This window comes from Ereboglobus sp. PH5-10, assembly GCF_029504735.1.
Classification (GTDB): domain Bacteria; phylum Verrucomicrobiota; class Verrucomicrobiia; order Opitutales; family Opitutaceae; genus Ereboglobus.
This window is the reverse complement of the sequence record NZ_JAQFIP010000012.1, coordinates 38,254-55,560: the sequence shown is the minus strand read 5'-3', so window position 1 is coordinate 55,560 and position 17,307 is coordinate 38,254. Positions and strand designations below refer to the sequence as shown.

Below are 17,307 nucleotides of genomic sequence, written 5' to 3'. Positions count from 1 at the left end.
GTGGATTCGGGATGTGAAGCGAGTGTGAAGCGCGCATGAAATCCATGAGAAATAAAAAACGCTCGCGGCGGCGGATTTTTTGCGCGAGTTGTTGGGAATTGTGGCTTCCCAGACTTTGCATTTTCCATCGGCGCGGCATCTTCACCAGCTTTTCGGCGGACGAGAGGGCAATCTCACCCACGCCGAGCAAAAACTGAAAGTCACGCTCGTCTCGCGCGAGGACTGGCTCAAGATCAGCGGGTCGGCGGAGGCGGTTGCGCAAACGGAATCGCTGTTCGGTTTTCTCAATGAGGCGCGGGCGCAGGGGCTCGTGATTCGCACGCCGGATTTTCACCGGTTCGTCGACACGGTGGCGAGGGGCGAGCTCGAGCAGTTGCGCGGCCTGTTTGAAAAGCCGCTCGTCATCTCCACCAACCGCAAAAGCATCGTGCCGAAGACGCTCGGGCAAAAAGTATACTTGCAGGCGATCCAGGAAAACCCGGTCGTGTTCGGCATCGGGCCGGCGGGCACGGGCAAGACTTATCTCGCGATGGCCGCGGCGGTGTCCGCCTTGCTGAAAAACAAAGTGGAGCGAATCATCCTGACGCGCCCCGCGGTGGAGGCGGGCGAGGCGCTCGGGTTTTTGCCGGGTGATTTGCGCGAAAAAATCCTGCCGTATTTGCGCCCGCTCTACGACGCGCTGCACGACATGCTCGACAACGACGATGTGGCGAGCCTCACGGAAAAGGGCGTGATCGAAATCGCGCCGCTCGCCTACATGCGCGGCCGCACGCTGAGCAATGCGTTTGTCGTTCTCGACGAGGCGCAAAACACGACGCCGGAGCAGATGATGATGTTCCTGACGCGCCTCGGCGAAAACTCGCGCATGATCGTGACCGGCGACGTAACCCAGATCGACCTGCCCCGCGTGAAACAATCCGGTTTGGTGGAAGTGTCGCGCATCCTGGAGGGAATCGAGGGAATCGACTTCCACTATTTCAGCGGCGCCGACGTGGTGCGCCACCCGCTTGTGCAAAAAATAATCGAGGCCTACGACCAATACAAAAACCCGATGGGCGGGCAGCAGTGATTTCGCCGCGCGCACCAAGCGCATTTCAGGCGCGCACGCCCAGCCGGTCGCCCATCTTTGCGAATGTCTCCACGCACGACTCGCTTTGCGCGACCAGGTCGTCGTCAAACTTGATTCGGCCTTTTTCGAAAAGCGTGATCACGCACGAGCCGCCGAATTTGAACAGCCCCTTTTCCTCGCCCTTCTTCACGGAAAAATCCTCCGGGTAAGTTTGAATAATCGAGCCGACATTCGTCGCGCCCACCTCGATGCTCGCCATCGTGCCAAACGCATCCGTCTCGACCAGCGTGATCATGCGCTTGTTTTGCACGAGGTATTCAATGCGCCGGCGCAGCGCGATCGGATGCACCGAATACAACGCGCCCTTGATCAGCCGCGCCTTGCCCGCCTTGCCCGCCGCCGCGAAATGAAACCGGTGGTAATCCACGGGGCACAATCGCGAAATCACCATCGCGCCCCCGGCAAATTTCCGCGTCAGCTCGCGCCGCGCCTCCGGCAAATGCCCCTCGCCCAGCAAATCCTCCAGCGCAAACTTGCTGCCCTTCACATAGAACCCGCCGGCCTTGTCCACATCGGGAAACACCAAGTGCCGCCCGTCCGCCGGAAACACCGCAGTGTCGTCGCCCGGCGCGATCGGTCGCGCCTCGCGTTTCAGCGCGCGCATGAAAAACTCGTTGAACGTCCTGAAATCAAAAACCGACCTCGCAAACTCCCCCTGCTGCTCCTCCAGCCCGTAGTCGATCACAAAGGGCAGCACATACCGCGCGCTGCTGCGCCAGTTCATTTTCCAGCCGTAGTGCCACGAAAAAAACTTCCGCTTCACAAACGCCCACAGAAAAAAACGCCCCACGGGATTCTCATACGTGAAGCGCAGCCAGCCCTCCTTGTAGATTTTTTCGGTCTCAAGCTGTTTTGTGTGTCGGTTGTAAAACTGGATCGGTTCGCGTGCCATGAATGCGTCGAACATCCAAAAAACTCAGGCAAAACGGAAGCCTAAGTTTCTTGCGCATTGCGCCACACCCAATGCGAATCATCTTTTTCCCCCGGGGCTTCATCCTTGCATCCGCCCTCCGCGCGTCGCATGGTTGTCCTCTTTTTCAGCAAAAACAGGCTCATCGATAATGAATCAAAACATCCGAAACATCGCGATCATCGCGCACGTCGACCACGGCAAGACCACGCTCGTTGACAAGCTCCTTCAAACCGGCGGCACCTTCCGCGCCAACCAGCAGGTCGCCGAACGCGCCATGGATTCGATGGACCTCGAACGCGAAAAAGGCATCACTATCAAGGCCAAGAACACCGCCGTCAAATGGCAGGGCAAGACCATCAACATCGTCGACACTCCCGGCCACGCCGATTTCGGCGGCGAAGTCGAGCGCGCCCTGCGCATGGTTGACGGCGTGCTCCTCCTCGTCGACGCCTACGAGGGCACGCAGGCGCAGACGCGCTTCGTCCTCCGCAAGGCCCTCCAGCACGGACTCAAGGTCGTCATCGTCATCAACAAAATTGACCGCGAAAACGCCGACCCGAAAAAAATCTACGACCAGGTGCTCGAACTCCTCCTCGAGCTCGACGCCAACGAGGAGCAATTCAACGCGCCCGTCGTTTACGGCTCCGCCCGCGACGGCTACATGAAGCGCAAGCTCACCGACGAGAGCAAGGACATGACGCCCCTCTTCGACGTCATCCTCGACCACATCCCGCCGCCCTTCGCCCGCCCCAACCAGCCCTTCCAAATGCTCGTCTCCAACATCGACTGGAGCGACTACGTGGGCCGCATTGCCGTCGGCAAAATCCTCGCCGGCAAAATCGCCGTCGGCGACAATGTCTGGGTCATTCGCAGCCAAAGCAAACAGCGCACCCGCGCCAAAATCACCAAGCTCTTCGAATACGCCGGCCTCGGCACCGAGGACGCCACCGCGGCCGCCGCGGGCGACATCGTCGGCCTCTCCGGTTTCGAGGATGTTGATATCGGCGACACGCTCGCCGCGCTCGAGGACGCGCACGCCCTGCCCTTCACCGACATCGACCCGCCCACGCTCGAAATGCAGCTCGCCGTCAACGACGGCCCGCTTGTCGGACGCGACGGCAAACTCGTCACCTCGCGCCAAATCCGCGACCGCCTCTACAAGGAGGCCAAGACAAACATCTCCATCCAAGTCAGCGATGCCGACGCCGCGGGCGTCTTCAACATCAAGGCCCGTGGCGCCATGCAAATCGCCGTGCTCGTCGAGACGATGCGCCGCGAAGGTTACGAGGTTCTCGTCTCCCGCCCCACCGTGATCGAGCGCCATGAAAACGGCCAGCGCCTCGAACCCTACGAAAACGTCTGGATCGAAATTCCCGAGGAATGCGTCGGCGCGATCATGCAAAACCTCGCCAACCGCAAGGGCCAGATCACGAACATGGAAAAGCATCCGCACTATACGCTGATCGAGGCGAACATCACCACGCGCGGACTCATCGGCTTGGAAATCGACCTCGTCAACGCCACCAGCGGACGCGGCGTGATGAGCCACCTTTTCAAGGAATACGGCCCCTGGGCGGGCGAGCTCACCACGCGCCTCACCGGCACGCTCGTCGCCACCGAGGCCGGCACCACGACCGCCTACGCGCTCGACTCGATCCAGGAGCGCGGACGCCTCTTCGTCGGCCCCGGCGAGGAAGTTTACGAAGGCATGATCGTCGGCGAAAACCCGCGCCAGGAGGACATCCCTGTCAACGCGACCAAGGCCAAGCAGCTCACCAATTTCCGCTCCCAAGGCGAAGGCAAGGGCATCCAGCTCACGCCGCCGGTGCGCCTCTCGCTGGAGCGCGCCATCGAATACATCGCGCCCGACGAATTCGTGGAGGTGACGCCGAAAACCCTGCGCATCCGCAAAAAAATCCTCAGCGCCCTCGAACGCCGCAAACAAGAACGCGCCGCCCGCAGCGCAAGCTGAACGCGCGGGGCGCGCCTGGAGCGTCCCTACGATTTAATCGCGCCCGCGTTGCGCCACCGTTTCAGCGCGGCGCCGGTTAATGAGCGCGCGGTGTTTTCCGGTTTTTCGATTTCACTGCGCGCGCCCGCGAAGACGATCTCGCCGCCCGCGGAGCCTCCTCCGGGGCCGAGGTCGATAATCCAGTCGGCGAGATTGATCACGTCGAGGTTGTGCTCGATCACGATGATTGTGTTGCCCGCGTCGCGCAGCTTGAAGAGCAGGTCCATCAGGTTCTGGATGTCCGCCCAGTGCAGGCCCGTCGTCGGCTCGTCGAGAATATACAGCGTGTCGCCCTGCTGGCGGCGGCTCAACTCGAGTGACAATTTTATGCGCTGCGCCTCGCCGCCGGAGAGCGTCGTGGCCGATTGCCCGAGCGTCAGGTAACCGAGCCCCACGGCGTTGAGCGTCTCCAGCTTGTCCATGATGCGCGGGATGTTTTTGAACAGCGCCATCGCCTCGCGCACCGTCATGCCGAGCACATCGGCGATTGATTTTCCGTGAAACAAAATTTCCAGCGTCTCGCGATTGAAGCGCCGCCCGCCGCAGCTCGGGCACGGCGCGTAGGCGTCGGCCATGAACTGCATGTCGAGCTTGATCACGCCGTCGCCCTGGCAGCGCTCGCAACGCCCGCCGCGCACGTTGAACGAGAAACGGCTCGCCCTGTAGCCGCGCACCTTGGCGAGCGGCACCTGCGCAAACAGGTCGCGCAGCGAATCCAGCAGCTTCGTGTAGGTGGCGGGGTTCGAGCGCGGGCTGCGCCCGATCGGCTCCTGGTCCACTTGCACGAGTTTTTCAAATGTATCCAGATTTTCGATACCCTTGTGCCTGCCGGGGAAAATTTTTGTCGCGCCGTTCAGCTTGCGCGCGGCGGCCGCGGCGAGGATGTCGTTCACCAGCGTGCTCTTGCCCGAGCCCGAAACGCCCGTCACGCACGTGAGCAGGCCGGCGGGGAACTTCGCGTCGATGTTGCGCAGGTTGTGCTCGCTTGCGCCGCGCACGGTCAGCCACGCGCCGGGGCCGGACGCGGGTGTTTTTGTCTTAGCGTCCTTCTCGACAAAACGCCTCCGCGACAAATACGCGCCGGTGAGCGACACGCGCTCCGGCAGCGCGACGCACTGCGCCGGTGTCCCCTGAAACAAAATCCGCCCGCCCTCGACGCCCGCCTCGGGGCCGAGCTCGATGATTTCGTCGGCGATGCGCATCGTCTCCTCGTCGTGCTCGACCACGAGCACGGTGTTGCCGCGGTCGCGCAGCTCGCGCAGTTGCGAGAGCAGCCGCTCGTTGTCCGCGGGATGCAGGCCGATGCTCGGCTCGTCGAGCACATAGATGACGCCCATCAGGCCCATGCCGAGTTGCGTGGCGAGCCGCACGCGCTGCGCCTCGCCGCCGGAGAGCGTGTCGTAATCGCGGTCGAGCGTCAGGTAACCGAGTCCGGTGTGCGCGAGAAAATGCAGCCGTTGCTCGATGCCCGTCACGATTTCGCGCAACGCCTCGTTGCCCGCCAGCGCGTCGCAAAGTTCGCGCGCCACGGCGTGCGCGGCGTTGACGTCGAGTGTGAGAAATTCGGGGAAGGTCAGCCAAGGTAGCACAGACATTCCTGTCTGTGCCGTTTGGGATTTGTCCTTCGCATTCTCATCAGAGGGCACAGACAAGAATGTCTGTGCTACCTTAATCCGCACCGCGCTGCTCCTCGCGTTCAGCCGGCCGCCGTGGCAGGCGGGGCACTCGCCGCTCACCATGAACGTCGTCAGGCGCGCGCGAAAGCCGTCGCTGTCGGTGCCGCGCCAGCTTTCGTCCAGGTCGGCGATCACGCCGGGGAATGGCATCGCGCGCGGCTCGCGCATGCGTTTCAACTTGAACGCAAACAAACGCTCGCCCGCGCCGTTCAGAATCACATCGCGCGTTTCCTCCGACAGGTCCTTCCACGGCGCGTCGGCGTCGAACGGCAGTTGCTCGGCGAGTTGTTTCAACAGCGCGTTGTGCTTGATGATTAAATTTTTTCCGCCGATGCGCCACGGTTTGATCGCGCCGCCGCGCACGGATTTTTCCGGGTCCGGCACGATCAGTTCCGGCACGAAACGCATCTTGCGCCCCAATCCGCCGCACTCCGGGCACGCGCCCTCGGTGTGGTTGAACGAAAAGTGCCGCGGCGTAAGTTTCTCAAAAACATCGCCGCAAATCTCGCATGCGAGCGACTGGCTCAGGTTGATTTCGCGCCACGGCGCGTCGGCGGTTTTTTGCGCGAGCACGATGGCGCGATCGCCGCCCTCGCGAAACGCCAGCTCCAGCGAGTCCGCCAGGCGGCTGCGCTGGTCCTCGTTCGCGACCAGGCGGTCGATCACCAAATCGACGGCGATTTCCTTCGCGCCCGTCGGCACGATGCGCGCGTCGTCGAGGTTTTTTATTTCACCATCGAGCCGCACGCGCTGGAATCCGCGCTGGCGCAAGCGCGGCAATTCCTCGCGCAGCACGCTCGGCTTCGCGCGCATGAGCGGCGCGAGCAGTATGATCCGCTCGCCCGGCGCGAGCGCGAGCACGCGCGCCACGTTGTCGTCGAGCGAGCGTTGCGTGACGCGCCCGCCGTCCTTCGGGCAAATTTGTTCGCCGTGCAACGCCCACAACAGCCGCGCGTAGTCGGCGATCTCCGTGACGGTGGCGATGGTGCTGCGCGGCGAGCCGCCGCCCGTGCGCTGCTCGATGGCGAGCACCGGCGAGAGGCCGTGAATGAAATCGACGTCGGGCCGTTTCAATTGCTCGAGCACCTGCCGTGCCTGCGTCGAGAGCGACTCCATGTATTTGCGGTAGCCCTCGGCGTAAATAGTGTCGAACGCGAGCGACGATTTTCCCGAGCCGCTCATGCCCGTGATCACGACGAGTTTGCCGCGCGGGATGCGCACCTCGACATTCTTGAGGTTGTGCTCGCGGGCGCCTTTTACGTGGATGTGTGTCGCTACGGCTTGCATGAACTGGCTCGCAATCTCGCCGGAAGTCGCCGCAACGTCAAAGTAGAAGAACGCGCAAGCGAACATCCCGGTGCGAGCAAAGATGCCGGCGCCGCCACCGGAGCCAACGGGCTCCCGCGATTTGCAAAACACTCTTCAAAATATCAATTCGTTCGCCGCGTAACTCTTTTGATGTTGGAAACACCCCGGGACCTCGCCTAGCTTTTGCGGCCATGAAAATCGTTCAAGTTGCGAGCGAACTCTTTCCATACGTCAAAACGGGCGGCCTCGCCGATGCCGCGGGCTCGCTGTCCGCCACGCTCGCAAAGCACGGCCACCAAGTGTGCGTGTTTCTTCCCGGCTACCGCGCGGTGCTCGATCACCCCGACGCCTCCGGCGCGGAACGGCTCCTGCGCCTCAAAATCGAAATGGGCGACGTTTTCATGAGCGGCGAGGTGCGCGTTTTCTCGCCACGGCCAAATCAAAAAATCTACCTCATTTGCCGCGACGAACTCTTCGACCGCAAGGGCGTTTACGGCAACGGCGAGCGCGACTACGAGGACAATTACCACCGCTATATTTTCTTCTGCAAGGGCGTCGTCGAGACACTCCGCCAGCTCAACCTCCAGGCCGACATCGTCCACGCGCACGACTGGCAGGCCGCGATGCTCCCGCTCCTCCTCCGCTACACCGAGCGCCGCACCGCCACCGCCCTCGCGCTCAAAACCGTCTTCACCATTCACAACATCGCATTCCAGGGGCTCTACCCGATGCGCTCGTTCTACCGCACAAACCTCCCCGACGAACTCAAGGGCGTGGACGGCCTCGAATACTACGGGCAAATGAATTTTCTCAAGGGCGGCATCCTCTTCGCCGACCAGGTAACCACGGTCAGTCCGCGTTACGCGCAAGAAATCCAAACGCCCGAGTTCGGCTGCGGGCTCGACGGCGTCATCGCCACGCGCGCCGAGGATCTTGTCGGCCTCATCAACGGCATCGACACCACCGTCTGGAACCCCGCCACCGACGCGCACATCCCCGCCAGCTACACCGCGTCCGACCTTTCCGGCAAAGCAACCTGCCGCGCCGAGCTCCTGAAAAAAATGGAGCTCGATCCCGCGCCCGCCGATGTTCCCGTTTACGGAATGGTCTGCCGCCTGACCGAGCAAAAGGGCGTGCAGCTCCTCCTCGCCAACCGCGATTTTTTCCTCAACCACGACTGCCGCCTCGTCATCCTCGGCTCCGGCGACAAGCGCCTTGAGCAAGCCGTGCGCGACCTCGCCGCCGCCGCCCCGCGCAAGATCGGCCTCGCCATGCGCCTCGACGAAAGCATGAGCCATCTCATCGAGGCCGGCAGCGACTTCTTCCTGATGCCCTCGCTCTTCGAGCCCTGCGGCCTCAACCAAATGTATTCGCTCGCCTACGGCACGCCGCCGCTCGTCACGCAAGTCGGCGGACTCCACGACACGGTGACTGACGCCGACGCGTCGCCCGACGCGGGCACCGGCATCACCTTCGCGCCCGACGCCGACGCGCTGCGCGAAGGCCTGCAACGCTCGCTCAAACTCTTCGCCGACAAACCCCGCTACGCGGCCGTGCAGGCTCGCGGCATGGCGACCGACAACAGTTGGGACAACGCCGCCCGCGCCTACGAACGCCTCTACACGGAATTGTTGTAAGAACGCGCCTTGCGTGCCTTGGTTTCCGTTCGCTTTATGAACACGCACATCAATAATTTTTCGCACACACGGATGCGCGCAAGGCGCGCCCTCACGGCGCCAACGCCACAAGCATGACCACGCACACACTCACCACCCGCATCGAACGACCCGCCGAGGAAGTCACCGCATGGCTTGCGCGTCCGGGCGCGGAAACACGCCTCACGCCCCACTGGGCCGCCGCGAACACACCCCTGAAAATTTTTTCAACCGCAATCAAATCGCTCGACACCTCCTCCTGCACCGTAACCGAGGAGCTGCGCCCGCCCGAATCGCTCGAACTCGCCCCCGCCACAATCGAACACTACCTCGCCTGCCGCCATGCCACGCTGCGCAACGACATTGAGCAAACCGCCGCCTACGGAGCCGTCCGCCGGCTGCGCATTGCCGTCGCCGGCGCCTCGGGCGTGATCGGCCGCGCGCTCGCACCTTTTCTCCAGGCACAAAACCACGAGGTCATTCCCCTCGCGCGCGACCCCAAGACGGGCGGATTCAATCCCGACCAACTGGCGCAAGCGCTCACCGGCATCGACGCCGTCATCAACCTCGCCGGCGCGAGCCTCGCCGCCGCAAAATGGGACCAGACGCAACGCGACCTCATCTGGGAAAGCCGCGCCGGCGCGACCCGCGCCCTCGTCGCCGCGCTCGCCACGCTCAAGCAGCGTCCCTTCGCCCTCCTCAACGCCTCCGCCACCGGCTACTACGGTTCACAGGGCGACAAGCTCCTCGACGAAAACGCCCCGCGAGGCGACGGATTTCTCGCGGACGTCTGCCACGGGTGGGAATACGAGGCGAACGCCGCCGCCGAGTTCGGCATGCGCGTCGCCTGCCTGCGCTTCGGCACGGTGCTCACGCCCGATGGCGACGCATTCGCAACCCGGCTCCCCTACTTTGAAAAAAAACTCGGCGCCATGCTCGGCCACGGACGCCAGTGGATCAGCTGGATCAGCATCGACGACGCCATCGCCGCCATCTACCATTCCATCCTTACGCACGCCTGCGCCGGCCCCGTCAACATCACCGCGCCCAACCCCGTGCCCAACGCCGAATTGGTTGACACGCTTGCCGCCGCGCTCGGCAAAAAACGCCGCTCGCGCACACCCCGCTGGCTGTTGCGCCTGCGCCACGGAATCGATTTTGCCAACGAAACCATGCTCGCCAGCACCCGCGCCATCCCCGCCAAGCTGCGCGACAGCGGCTACGACTTCCGCCACCCCGACCTCGAAACCGCGCTGAAACATTTGTTGTAATCGCCCCGCATTTTCCTCTTCGACAATCACCCCGCTCACCCTTTTCCTCCGCTCCTTACAAATAATGAGCACCCGCAACTTCTACATCACCACCGCCATCGACTACGTGAACGGCTCCCCGCACCTCGGCCACGCTTACGAAAAAGTGCTGACCGACGTCATCGCCCGCTTCCGCCGCCAGATGGGCGACAAGGTGTTCTTCCTCACCGGCGTGGACGAGCACGGCCAGAAAGTCCAGCAATCCGCCCGCGCCAAGGGCATCGCCCCGCAACAATTCTGCGACGAAGTTTCGCAGGAATTCCGCGACCTCTGCGCCAAGCTCGAAATCTCCAACGACGACTTCATCCGCACCACCGAGCCCCGCCACAAAAAAGTCGTCTGCGAAATCCTCCAGAAACTCTACGACAAGGGCGAAATCTACAAAGCCGAATACAAGGGCTTCTACTCCACGCGCCAGGAGCAATTTCTCCAGGACAAGGACCGCAACCCCGACGGCACCTGGCCGGAAATCTTCGGCGAAGTCACCGAAATCACCGAAAGCAATTACTTCTTCAAACTCCGCCAGTATCAGGACTGGCTCATCGAGCACCTCAAGACGCACGAGGATTTTGTCTTCCCCCGCTACCGCCAGAAACAAGTCATCGAATTCCTCAAGGAACCGCTCAACGACCTCTGCATCTCGCGCCCCAAGGAACGCCTCGAGTGGGGCATCCCCCTGCCCTTCGACGAAAACTTCGTCACCTACGTCTGGTTCGACGCGCTCACCAACTACTACACCGCCGTCACCGAAAAGCCCGGTTTCTGGCCCGCCAACTTTCACGTCATCGGCAAAGACATCCTCGTGCCGCCGCACGCCGTCTACTGGCCCATCATGCTCAAGGCCGCCGGCATCGAGCCCCCGCGCTCGCTGCTCGTGCACGGCTGGTGGTCGATCAACGGCAGCAAAATGTCCAAGAGCACCGGCAACTTCGTCGACCCCGTCGCCTTCGCCGACCAATACGGCGCCGACGCGCTGCGCTACTTCGTGATCCGCGAAATGAGCGTCGGCCAGGACAGCGATTTTTCGCAAACGCAATTCCTCGCCCGCTACAACGCCGACCTCGCCAACAACCTCGGCAACCTCGTCAACCGCACGCTCAACATGACCAACCGCTTCGCCGGCGGCGTCATCCCCGAGGCCGACGCGGGCGCGAGCGGCGAACTCGAAACCGAGTTGAAAACCCTCTGGGAAAAAACGCGCGACGAAGTCATCACGCTCAACGAAGGCTTCCAGTTCCACATCGCGCTCGAGCGCACCTTCTCCTTCGTCACCGCGACCAACGCCTACATTGAAAAACGCGCCCCGTGGAAACTCGGCAAATCGGCGGAGCCCGCCGACCGGGCCGCGTTAAAAACCTCGCTTGCCACAATGGCCGAGTCCCTGCGCCTCGCCAACGCGCTCCTCTACGCGGTGATCCCCGGCGCCACGGCAAAAATCCGCGATGTGATCGGCGCCAAAACCGAGCCCAACTGGCGCGACGAACTCGTCTGGGGCGCCCGCCTGACCGGCAACAAAGTCGCCGAGTCGGCGATCCTGTTTCCGAGGCCGCAAACAAAAACCTCGTAAGAAGGAGTGCCGATTCGCGCCGGCGGTTCGTTTCCAAGCGCGGCGATGAATCGCCGCCAAGCCCTCGCATTTGCACATCCCGACATGTTCGCCGGCGCGCACACGCACCGTGCAACGCGGCCCCGTCGGAAATTTTTTGCATCCCCGCAACTTCTTGTAACCATTCCGTTCTAACACGCGTCAACTGCCGCCCGCCGATTATTTTCCGCTCGCTCTTATCCGTTCCGCGTCCCGGAATCCGCGTTCCGCTTCAGCCTTCAGCTCTTCAGTCCTTCAGCCTTTTTCTTCCACCATGCCCATCGTCAAACCCACATGCCTGCGCGACCTGAAATTTCGCGTGAACATCGTGGATGTGGTGGGTCGCGTGGCGACGCTCAAGCGCGCTGGTTCGCGTTTCAAGGGGCTGTGTCCTTTCCACAACGAAAAAACGCCCTCATTCACCGTCGATCCCGACAAGGGTTTCTACAAGTGCTTCGGCTGCGACAAGGCTGGCGACATCATCCAATTCGTGCGCGAGACCGAGGGGCTCGATTTCACCGAGGCCATTGAGACGCTCGGCCGCCGCTACAACGTCGCCATCGAATACGAGGAAGGCTCCGGCCCCACGCGCGAGGAGCGCTCGCTGCGCCAGGAACTCTTCGCCATCCACGAAATCGCCGCCGACCATTTCCACCAGGTTTTCAAAATCGCCGACACGAAAAACACCACCGGCGAGTGGATGCGCGAGTATTGGAAAAACAAACGCCGCTTCACGCCCGATCTTGCCGAGGAGTTCAAGATCGGCGCCGTCGCGCCCGACGGCAGCGCGCTTTTCTCGCGCCTGCACAAGGAGCGTTTCTCCGAGGAGGCGTTTCGCCGCTGCGGACTTTTTTTTATCAACGAAAACGCCCCGGTCAACCTCCACTCGGTCAAGTCCCGCTTCCGCGGCCGCCTCATGATTCCCATTCGCGACCATCAGGGCCGCGTGGTCGCGTTCACCGCGCGCCAGACCGATCTCACTCCGCAGGACGATCCCGCGCGCGAGGCCAAATACGTCAACTCGCCCGAGACCCCCATCTTCACCAAAGGCCACCTCCTCTTTAATCTCGACCGCGCCCGCACCGCCGTCGGCCCCGACGCGCCCTTCGTCCTCGTCGAGGGCCAGCTCGACGCGCTCCGCTGCTGGTCCGTCGGCCTCAAAACCGCCATCGCCCCGCAGGGCACCGCGATCACCGAAAGCCAGCTCACGCTCCTCCGCCGCTATCACCCGCAAGTCGAATGTCTCTTCGACGGCGATTCCGCGGGCCAAAACGCCGCGCTCCGGTATCTGCCCCTCGCGCTCAAAGCCGGCCTCGAGACGCGCTTCCTCGCCCTCGCGGGCGACGAAAAAATCGACCCCGACGACCTTTTTCGCGAACGCGGCATCGCCGCCTACGCCGAGCTCAAGCGACACGCCCAGAGCGCGATGACCTTCGCCTGTCGCAGTCACCTCCCCGACCCCGCCGCGGCCTCCGCCGAGCAAAAACACGCCACCGCCCGAGCCCTTTTTGATATCATCCTCGCAACCGATTCCGAGATCACGCGCGCCGAGTATCTCAACGAAATCGCCTCCCGCCTTCGCATCCCCATCAACGCCCTATCCCGCGATTTCGAGGCCTATCGCGCCCAGGCTCAAACCCGAGCCTCTTACACGACGCAGCCCGAAACGCCCGCCGTCGCGCAAACCCTTCCCGCCCAAAACACAACGCCCGAGTATCACCTCCTCCTCCTCTGCCTTAACCACGAATCCCTCGGTGTGCCCATCGCGCACCTGCTCACCGACGAGCGCATCGGCTGGATCGACCAAACCCACCCCGTCGGCCAGCTCCTCAACACCGCCCTCAGCCACTTCGAGCAAAACGACTGGCCCGGGCGCGACCACCTCGACGAAATCGCCGAAAACGACGAACAACGCGCCCTTGCCGCCGCCATCCTCGCCGAAACCTGCGAACACGACGACCCGCGCCGCATTGCCAACCAAGCCCTCACCGCCATCCGTAACCGCGCGCTGGAGCCGCAACTTCGTCAAATAGAACTTGCGCTCTCAACCCTTCAGGCGAACAGTGAAGTTGACGCAATTTCTCTGATCAAACAACGCACCGACATCCAACGTCAACTGCGCCAGCCATTCGGGCTGCCTGCCGTTGACTAGTTTATTTTACTCGCATCACACACCATGCCGCGCAAAGCCAAGAAAAAAACCGCCACCTCATCCGTCCACTCCGACGCAGTCGAATCCGCCATTGAGCGCGCCGAGGCCGCCGCCGCCGAGCATTCCTCAAACCCCGGCGCCAATGAGAAAATTCGCGCGCTCATCCGCCAGGCCAAGGAACAGGGCTATCTCACCACGGAGGACATCGGCGAAGCGCTTCCCGACACCCACGAGGGCCAGGAGGAATATGAAAACGTCCTCAACATCCTCGGCAACCTTGAGATCGAGGTCATCGACCCCGACCAGGTCGAGGAATACAAACAGCAAAAGGAAGACGCCGAGGAGGAGGAATCGCGCACCTCGAACAACGACATCCTCGACGATCCCGTCCGCATGTATCTAAAGCAGATGGGCCAGGTTCCCCTGCTCACCCGCGAGCAGGAGGTCGAAATTTCCAAGCGCATCGAAACCGCCGAGCTCAAGGCGCAAAACGTCCTCTTCGAGGTCGCCATCATCGGCCGCCACATCGCCGAACTCGGCGCCAAGCTCATCACACGCGAGGAGCGCTTCGACCGCATCGTCATCGATAAAAAAATCGAGAGCCGCGAATCCTACTTCAAGCACCTCCCCAAGCTCGTCGAGACCACGCAGAAAAACGAGGAGTCCGTCGCCCAAGGCTGGGAGGAGCTCAGGAAGGCCAAAACCGAGGCCGACAAAAAACGCGTCGGCACCAAATACAAAAAACGCGAAAACACCCTCCGCGCCAATTTCAGCAAATACTTCTTCAAACTCAAAGTTTACGAGGAATACCTTGAGAGCAGGAAGGCCGTCTTCGCCGAAATCGAGGAGCTCTACGCCAAACTCGACCGCGCCAAAAAACCCAAGACCAAAAAAGACGCCGGCATCGACACCAAGCCCATCAACGCCCGCCTGAAACAAATCGAGCAGGAATGGCGCATCAACCCCGCGCGCTTCCTCGAGGTCATCAAGCAAACCAACGTCCACGTTCGCGAGGCCCACAAGGCAAAAACCGAAATGGTCGAGGCCAACTTGCGCCTCGTCATCTCCATCGCGAAAAAATACACCAACCGCGGCCTCTCCTTCCTCGACCTCATCCAGGAGGGCAACATGGGGCTCATGAAGGCCGTCGAGAAATTCGAATACCGCCGCGGCTACAAGTTCTCAACCTACGCCACCTGGTGGATCCGCCAGGCCATCACCCGCTCCATCGCCGACCAGGCCCGCACCATCCGCATCCCGGTCCACATGATCGAGACGCTCAACAAGGTCATGCAGGTCCAGAAACAACTCCTTCAGGAGTTCGGACACGAACCGACCCCGGATGAAGTTGCCGACGAAATGAACCTCCCCGTCGAGCGCGTGCAGCAAATCATGAAGATGGCCCAGCAACCCATCTCGCTCCAGTCGCCCGTCGGCGACGGCGACGACACCAGCTTCGGTGATTTCATCGAGGACAAGTCCGCCGAAAATCCCTACGACATGACGGCCTTCTCGCTCCTCCGCGAAAAAATCATCGACGTTCTGGATTCGCTCACCGAGCGCGAACGCCGCGTGCTTTCGCTGCGCTTCGGCCTCATCGACGGCTACAGCCGCACACTTGAGGAAGTCGGCAAGCAATTCCGCGTCACCCGCGAGCGCATCCGCCAGATCGAGGCCAAGGCACTGCGCAAAATGCGCCATCCCACGCGCATCCGCCAGCTCCACGGCTTCTTCGACGCCGAGCAAATCGACAACGCGCAAAACCTTCTCCAGCAAGTTGCCCGCGAGAAAAAAGCCGGCGAGTCGATCATCCCGCCCTCCGGAATCCAAAGCGCCTTCAACCCCTTTGGAAAAAGGTAAGCCCTTCCTGACAAACACAAAAACAAAGGGCGAAACCCTTTTTCGCCCTTTACTCATCATCCAATAAACAACACCTTCCCCGAAAACCACCATGAATAGCGACCCAAGTTTGATCCTCGCCGTCTTCGGCCTCGGCGCCACCGAGCTGGTAATTATCTTCGCCGTATTACTCCTCCTCTTCGGCGGCGCGAAGCTCCCCTCCCTCGCCAAGGGTCTTGGCCAGTCCATCCGCGAGTTCAAAAAGGCCTCCGCTGAAAACGATAAGGACGAGGATGAGGACGACGAACCCGAGGCCAAGAAAACGGTAAAGAAAAAAGCCGACGACAGCGTCAAAACCAACGGTTCGAACTGACCCTATTATTTTCACATTCTCTTTTCAGCGAAAGACGACCCGCCCGGTCGTCTTTTTTTGTATCAAACAAGCCGTTTCCTTAGCGTTATTCAAATCCGGCGTGACCGGAGTTCCCGCGTCGCCCTGGCCCAACGACAGGACGGTGATCATCAGGTCACCGGTCGCGTCAAAGTCGCGCCCTGTCTCACTAAATGCGTTAGCGCGTCTTGGTTTGCGCGGTCAGGTAAATGCCGATGTTGGAGCCGACGGAGCGTTCGTGGGATTTGGCGGTGGGGCGGTTGGCGAGGAGGGCTTTTTGCTGATTTGCGTCCCAGTAGCAGAGGGTGGTTGAGCCGCCGCCGTCCATGTTGATCGCGTCGGAGCTGCCGGCGGCCTTGAGGAAGCGGGCGGTTTCGTGTGTGTTCGCACCGAGGCTCCAGCCTTTCTGGCGTCCGTCGATGGTTATAATGTAGAAATAATTGCGATCCTGCGAAAGGCCGTAGGCGATGCGCGGGTGCAGCGAGGTTCCGACGGGGCCTTCCTGCCCTTGGAGTTCTCCTTTGCGGAGGATGATGGCGAAACCGGCCACGGTCATGCCGATCTTTTTGTAGTCCGCCTCGGAAACGGATGTGACAATGTCCGCGCGGCCGTCCGCATAGACGACGAATTGCGCGCGGTGGGGCTTGGTGTCGCAAATGATCTCGCCGTCGGTGATGCAGAGCCCGTGGGGATGCCCGTATTTGTGGGTGTATGGCTTGACCCAGGGTTTCCACGGGGCGGCGTTGGCGGCGGCGACCATGTCGAGCCCGAGTCCGCCCTCGCTTTTTGGCGTGCGGGCGTTGAGGAGGAAATCGCGGGTGCGAACGCGCTTGGTGCGAATCACCATTTTTTCGTAGTCGGGCATGGGCTTTCCCCAGTCGGCGTCGCGGGGCGTGCCGGTGAACTTGAGCCCCGGCGTCCGCAGGTCGATGCGCATCAGGTTGATTTTCAAAAGCCGGGGCTGGTCGGTATCCAGCTTGAGCAATTTGATTCCGGGTCGGATGTCCTCCGCCTTGGTCCAGTCGATTGCCGGCGCGCCGGACAAGGCTCGGCAAAGGAGAAGGGAAAGGCAGAACAGGGCGGCGGTCGCAACGTGTCGGGTTTTCATCGGGAAAGTTTCTGAATGCAAACAAGTGCGCGAAAAATTTCCAAATCCCAAAATTTCAAAAAACGCGATTGCGTCCCGGGAGCGGGGGGGGGGGGGGCCGGCGGGGGGGGGTGGGGTGGGGGGGGGGGGGGGGGGGGGGGGGGGGGGGGGGGCGGCCCCCCGGGGGGGGGGGGGGGGGTTGGGTTGTTGTTCCATTTGCTCGACTTCGCTCATAAAGATGCGCACATTTT

General features: G+C 61.9%; 11 protein-coding genes. 8 read left to right on the top strand and 3 right to left on the bottom strand.

Translation table 11 applies throughout. The features are described 5' to 3' along the window. Positions 1–100: 100 nt before the first annotated feature. Positions 101–1,069 (top strand): PhoH family protein, encoded by a 969-nt coding sequence (locus M2447_RS10335; RefSeq protein WP_277558546.1) that lies wholly within the window; start codon positions 101–103, stop codon positions 1,067–1,069. Positions 1,070–1,094: 25 nt separating this feature from the next. On the opposite strand, the gene asd is transcribed toward M2447_RS10335, so the two are convergent. Then, entirely contained in the window at positions 1,095–2,021 is a 927-nt protein-coding gene (asd, locus tag M2447_RS10330; RefSeq protein ID WP_277558545.1) for an archaetidylserine decarboxylase, read from the bottom strand. A 169-nt stretch (positions 2,022–2,190) separates the two neighbouring features. Here asd and typA point away from each other — a divergent pair, with 169 nt between their 5' ends. Continuing rightward, positions 2,191–4,014 (top strand): translational GTPase TypA, encoded by a 1,824-nt coding sequence (gene typA, locus M2447_RS10325; RefSeq protein WP_277558544.1) that lies wholly within the window; start codon positions 2,191–2,193, stop codon positions 4,012–4,014. A 26-nt stretch (positions 4,015–4,040) separates the two neighbouring features. On the opposite strand, the gene uvrA is transcribed toward typA, so the two are convergent. Continuing rightward, positions 4,041–7,016: an excinuclease ABC subunit UvrA gene (gene uvrA / locus M2447_RS10320; RefSeq protein ID WP_277558543.1), complete on the bottom strand. Its 2,976-nt coding sequence runs from the start codon at positions 7,014–7,016 to the stop codon at positions 4,041–4,043. A gap of 212 nt (positions 7,017–7,228) precedes the next feature. Between uvrA and glgA the strand changes: the two genes are divergently transcribed. The 6 genes from glgA to M2447_RS10285 all read left to right on the top strand — a co-directional run bounded on the left by glgA (position 7,229) and on the right by M2447_RS10285 (position 15,951). Beyond that, positions 7,229–8,674 carry a glycogen synthase GlgA gene (gene glgA / locus M2447_RS10315; RefSeq protein WP_277558542.1) on the top strand — a complete coding sequence of 482 codons (1,446 nt, stop codon included), beginning with the start codon at positions 7,229–7,231 and terminating at the stop codon, positions 8,672–8,674. A 113-nt stretch (positions 8,675–8,787) separates the two neighbouring features. Then, on the top strand, positions 8,788–9,963 hold the full coding sequence (locus tag M2447_RS10310; protein ID WP_277558541.1) for a TIGR01777 family oxidoreductase: 1,176 nt from the start codon (positions 8,788–8,790) through the stop codon (positions 9,961–9,963). 64 nt (positions 9,964–10,027) lie between these two features. Beyond that, positions 10,028–11,569 (top strand): methionine--tRNA ligase, encoded by a 1,542-nt coding sequence (gene metG / locus M2447_RS10305; RefSeq protein ID WP_277558540.1) that lies wholly within the window; start codon positions 10,028–10,030, stop codon positions 11,567–11,569. A 292-nt stretch (positions 11,570–11,861) separates the two neighbouring features. Continuing rightward, a complete protein-coding gene (dnaG, locus tag M2447_RS10300) occupies positions 11,862–13,739 on the top strand; it encodes a DNA primase (protein WP_277508546.1) in 1,878 nt (625 codons plus the stop codon). A 24-nt stretch (positions 13,740–13,763) separates the two neighbouring features. Further along, complete coding sequence (rpoD, locus tag M2447_RS13715) at positions 13,764–15,599, top strand: RNA polymerase sigma factor RpoD (protein WP_343215393.1); 1,836 nt, start codon at positions 13,764–13,766, stop codon at positions 15,597–15,599. Between the two features lie 91 nt (positions 15,600–15,690). Then, positions 15,691–15,951, top strand: coding sequence for a twin-arginine translocase TatA/TatE family subunit (locus tag M2447_RS10285; protein ID WP_277508547.1), 261 nt, complete (start codon positions 15,691–15,693; stop codon positions 15,949–15,951). A gap of 196 nt (positions 15,952–16,147) precedes the next feature. Here M2447_RS10285 and M2447_RS10280 read toward each other — a convergent pair whose 3' ends face one another. Next, positions 16,148–17,077 (bottom strand): phosphodiester glycosidase family protein, encoded by a 930-nt coding sequence (locus M2447_RS10280; RefSeq protein WP_277508548.1) that lies wholly within the window; start codon positions 17,075–17,077, stop codon positions 16,148–16,150. Between the last annotated feature and the right edge of the window lie 230 nt (positions 17,078–17,307).

Bases quoted from the DNA above. Each gene is read 5' to 3' on its own strand.
- rpoD (WP_343215393.1), top strand. From the start codon at position 13,764: ATGCCGCGCAAAGCCAAGAAAAAAACCGCCACCTCATCCGTCCACTCC.
- M2447_RS10280 (WP_277508548.1), bottom strand. From the start codon at position 17,077: ATGAAAACCCGACACGTTGCGACCGCCGCCCTGTTCTGCCTTTCCCTT.
- metG (WP_277558540.1), top strand. From the start codon at position 10,028: ATGAGCACCCGCAACTTCTACATCACCACCGCCATCGACTACGTGAAC.
- typA (WP_277558544.1), top strand. From the start codon at position 2,191: ATGAATCAAAACATCCGAAACATCGCGATCATCGCGCACGTCGACCAC.
- asd (WP_277558545.1), bottom strand. From the start codon at position 2,021: ATGGCACGCGAACCGATCCAGTTTTACAACCGACACACAAAACAGCTT.
- uvrA (WP_277558543.1), bottom strand. From the start codon at position 7,016: ATGCAAGCCGTAGCGACACACATCCACGTAAAAGGCGCCCGCGAGCAC.
- glgA (WP_277558542.1), top strand. From the start codon at position 7,229: ATGAAAATCGTTCAAGTTGCGAGCGAACTCTTTCCATACGTCAAAACG.
- dnaG (WP_277508546.1), top strand. From the start codon at position 11,862: ATGCCCATCGTCAAACCCACATGCCTGCGCGACCTGAAATTTCGCGTG.
- M2447_RS10285 (WP_277508547.1), top strand. From the start codon at position 15,691: ATGAATAGCGACCCAAGTTTGATCCTCGCCGTCTTCGGCCTCGGCGCC.
- M2447_RS10310 (WP_277558541.1), top strand. From the start codon at position 8,788: ATGACCACGCACACACTCACCACCCGCATCGAACGACCCGCCGAGGAA.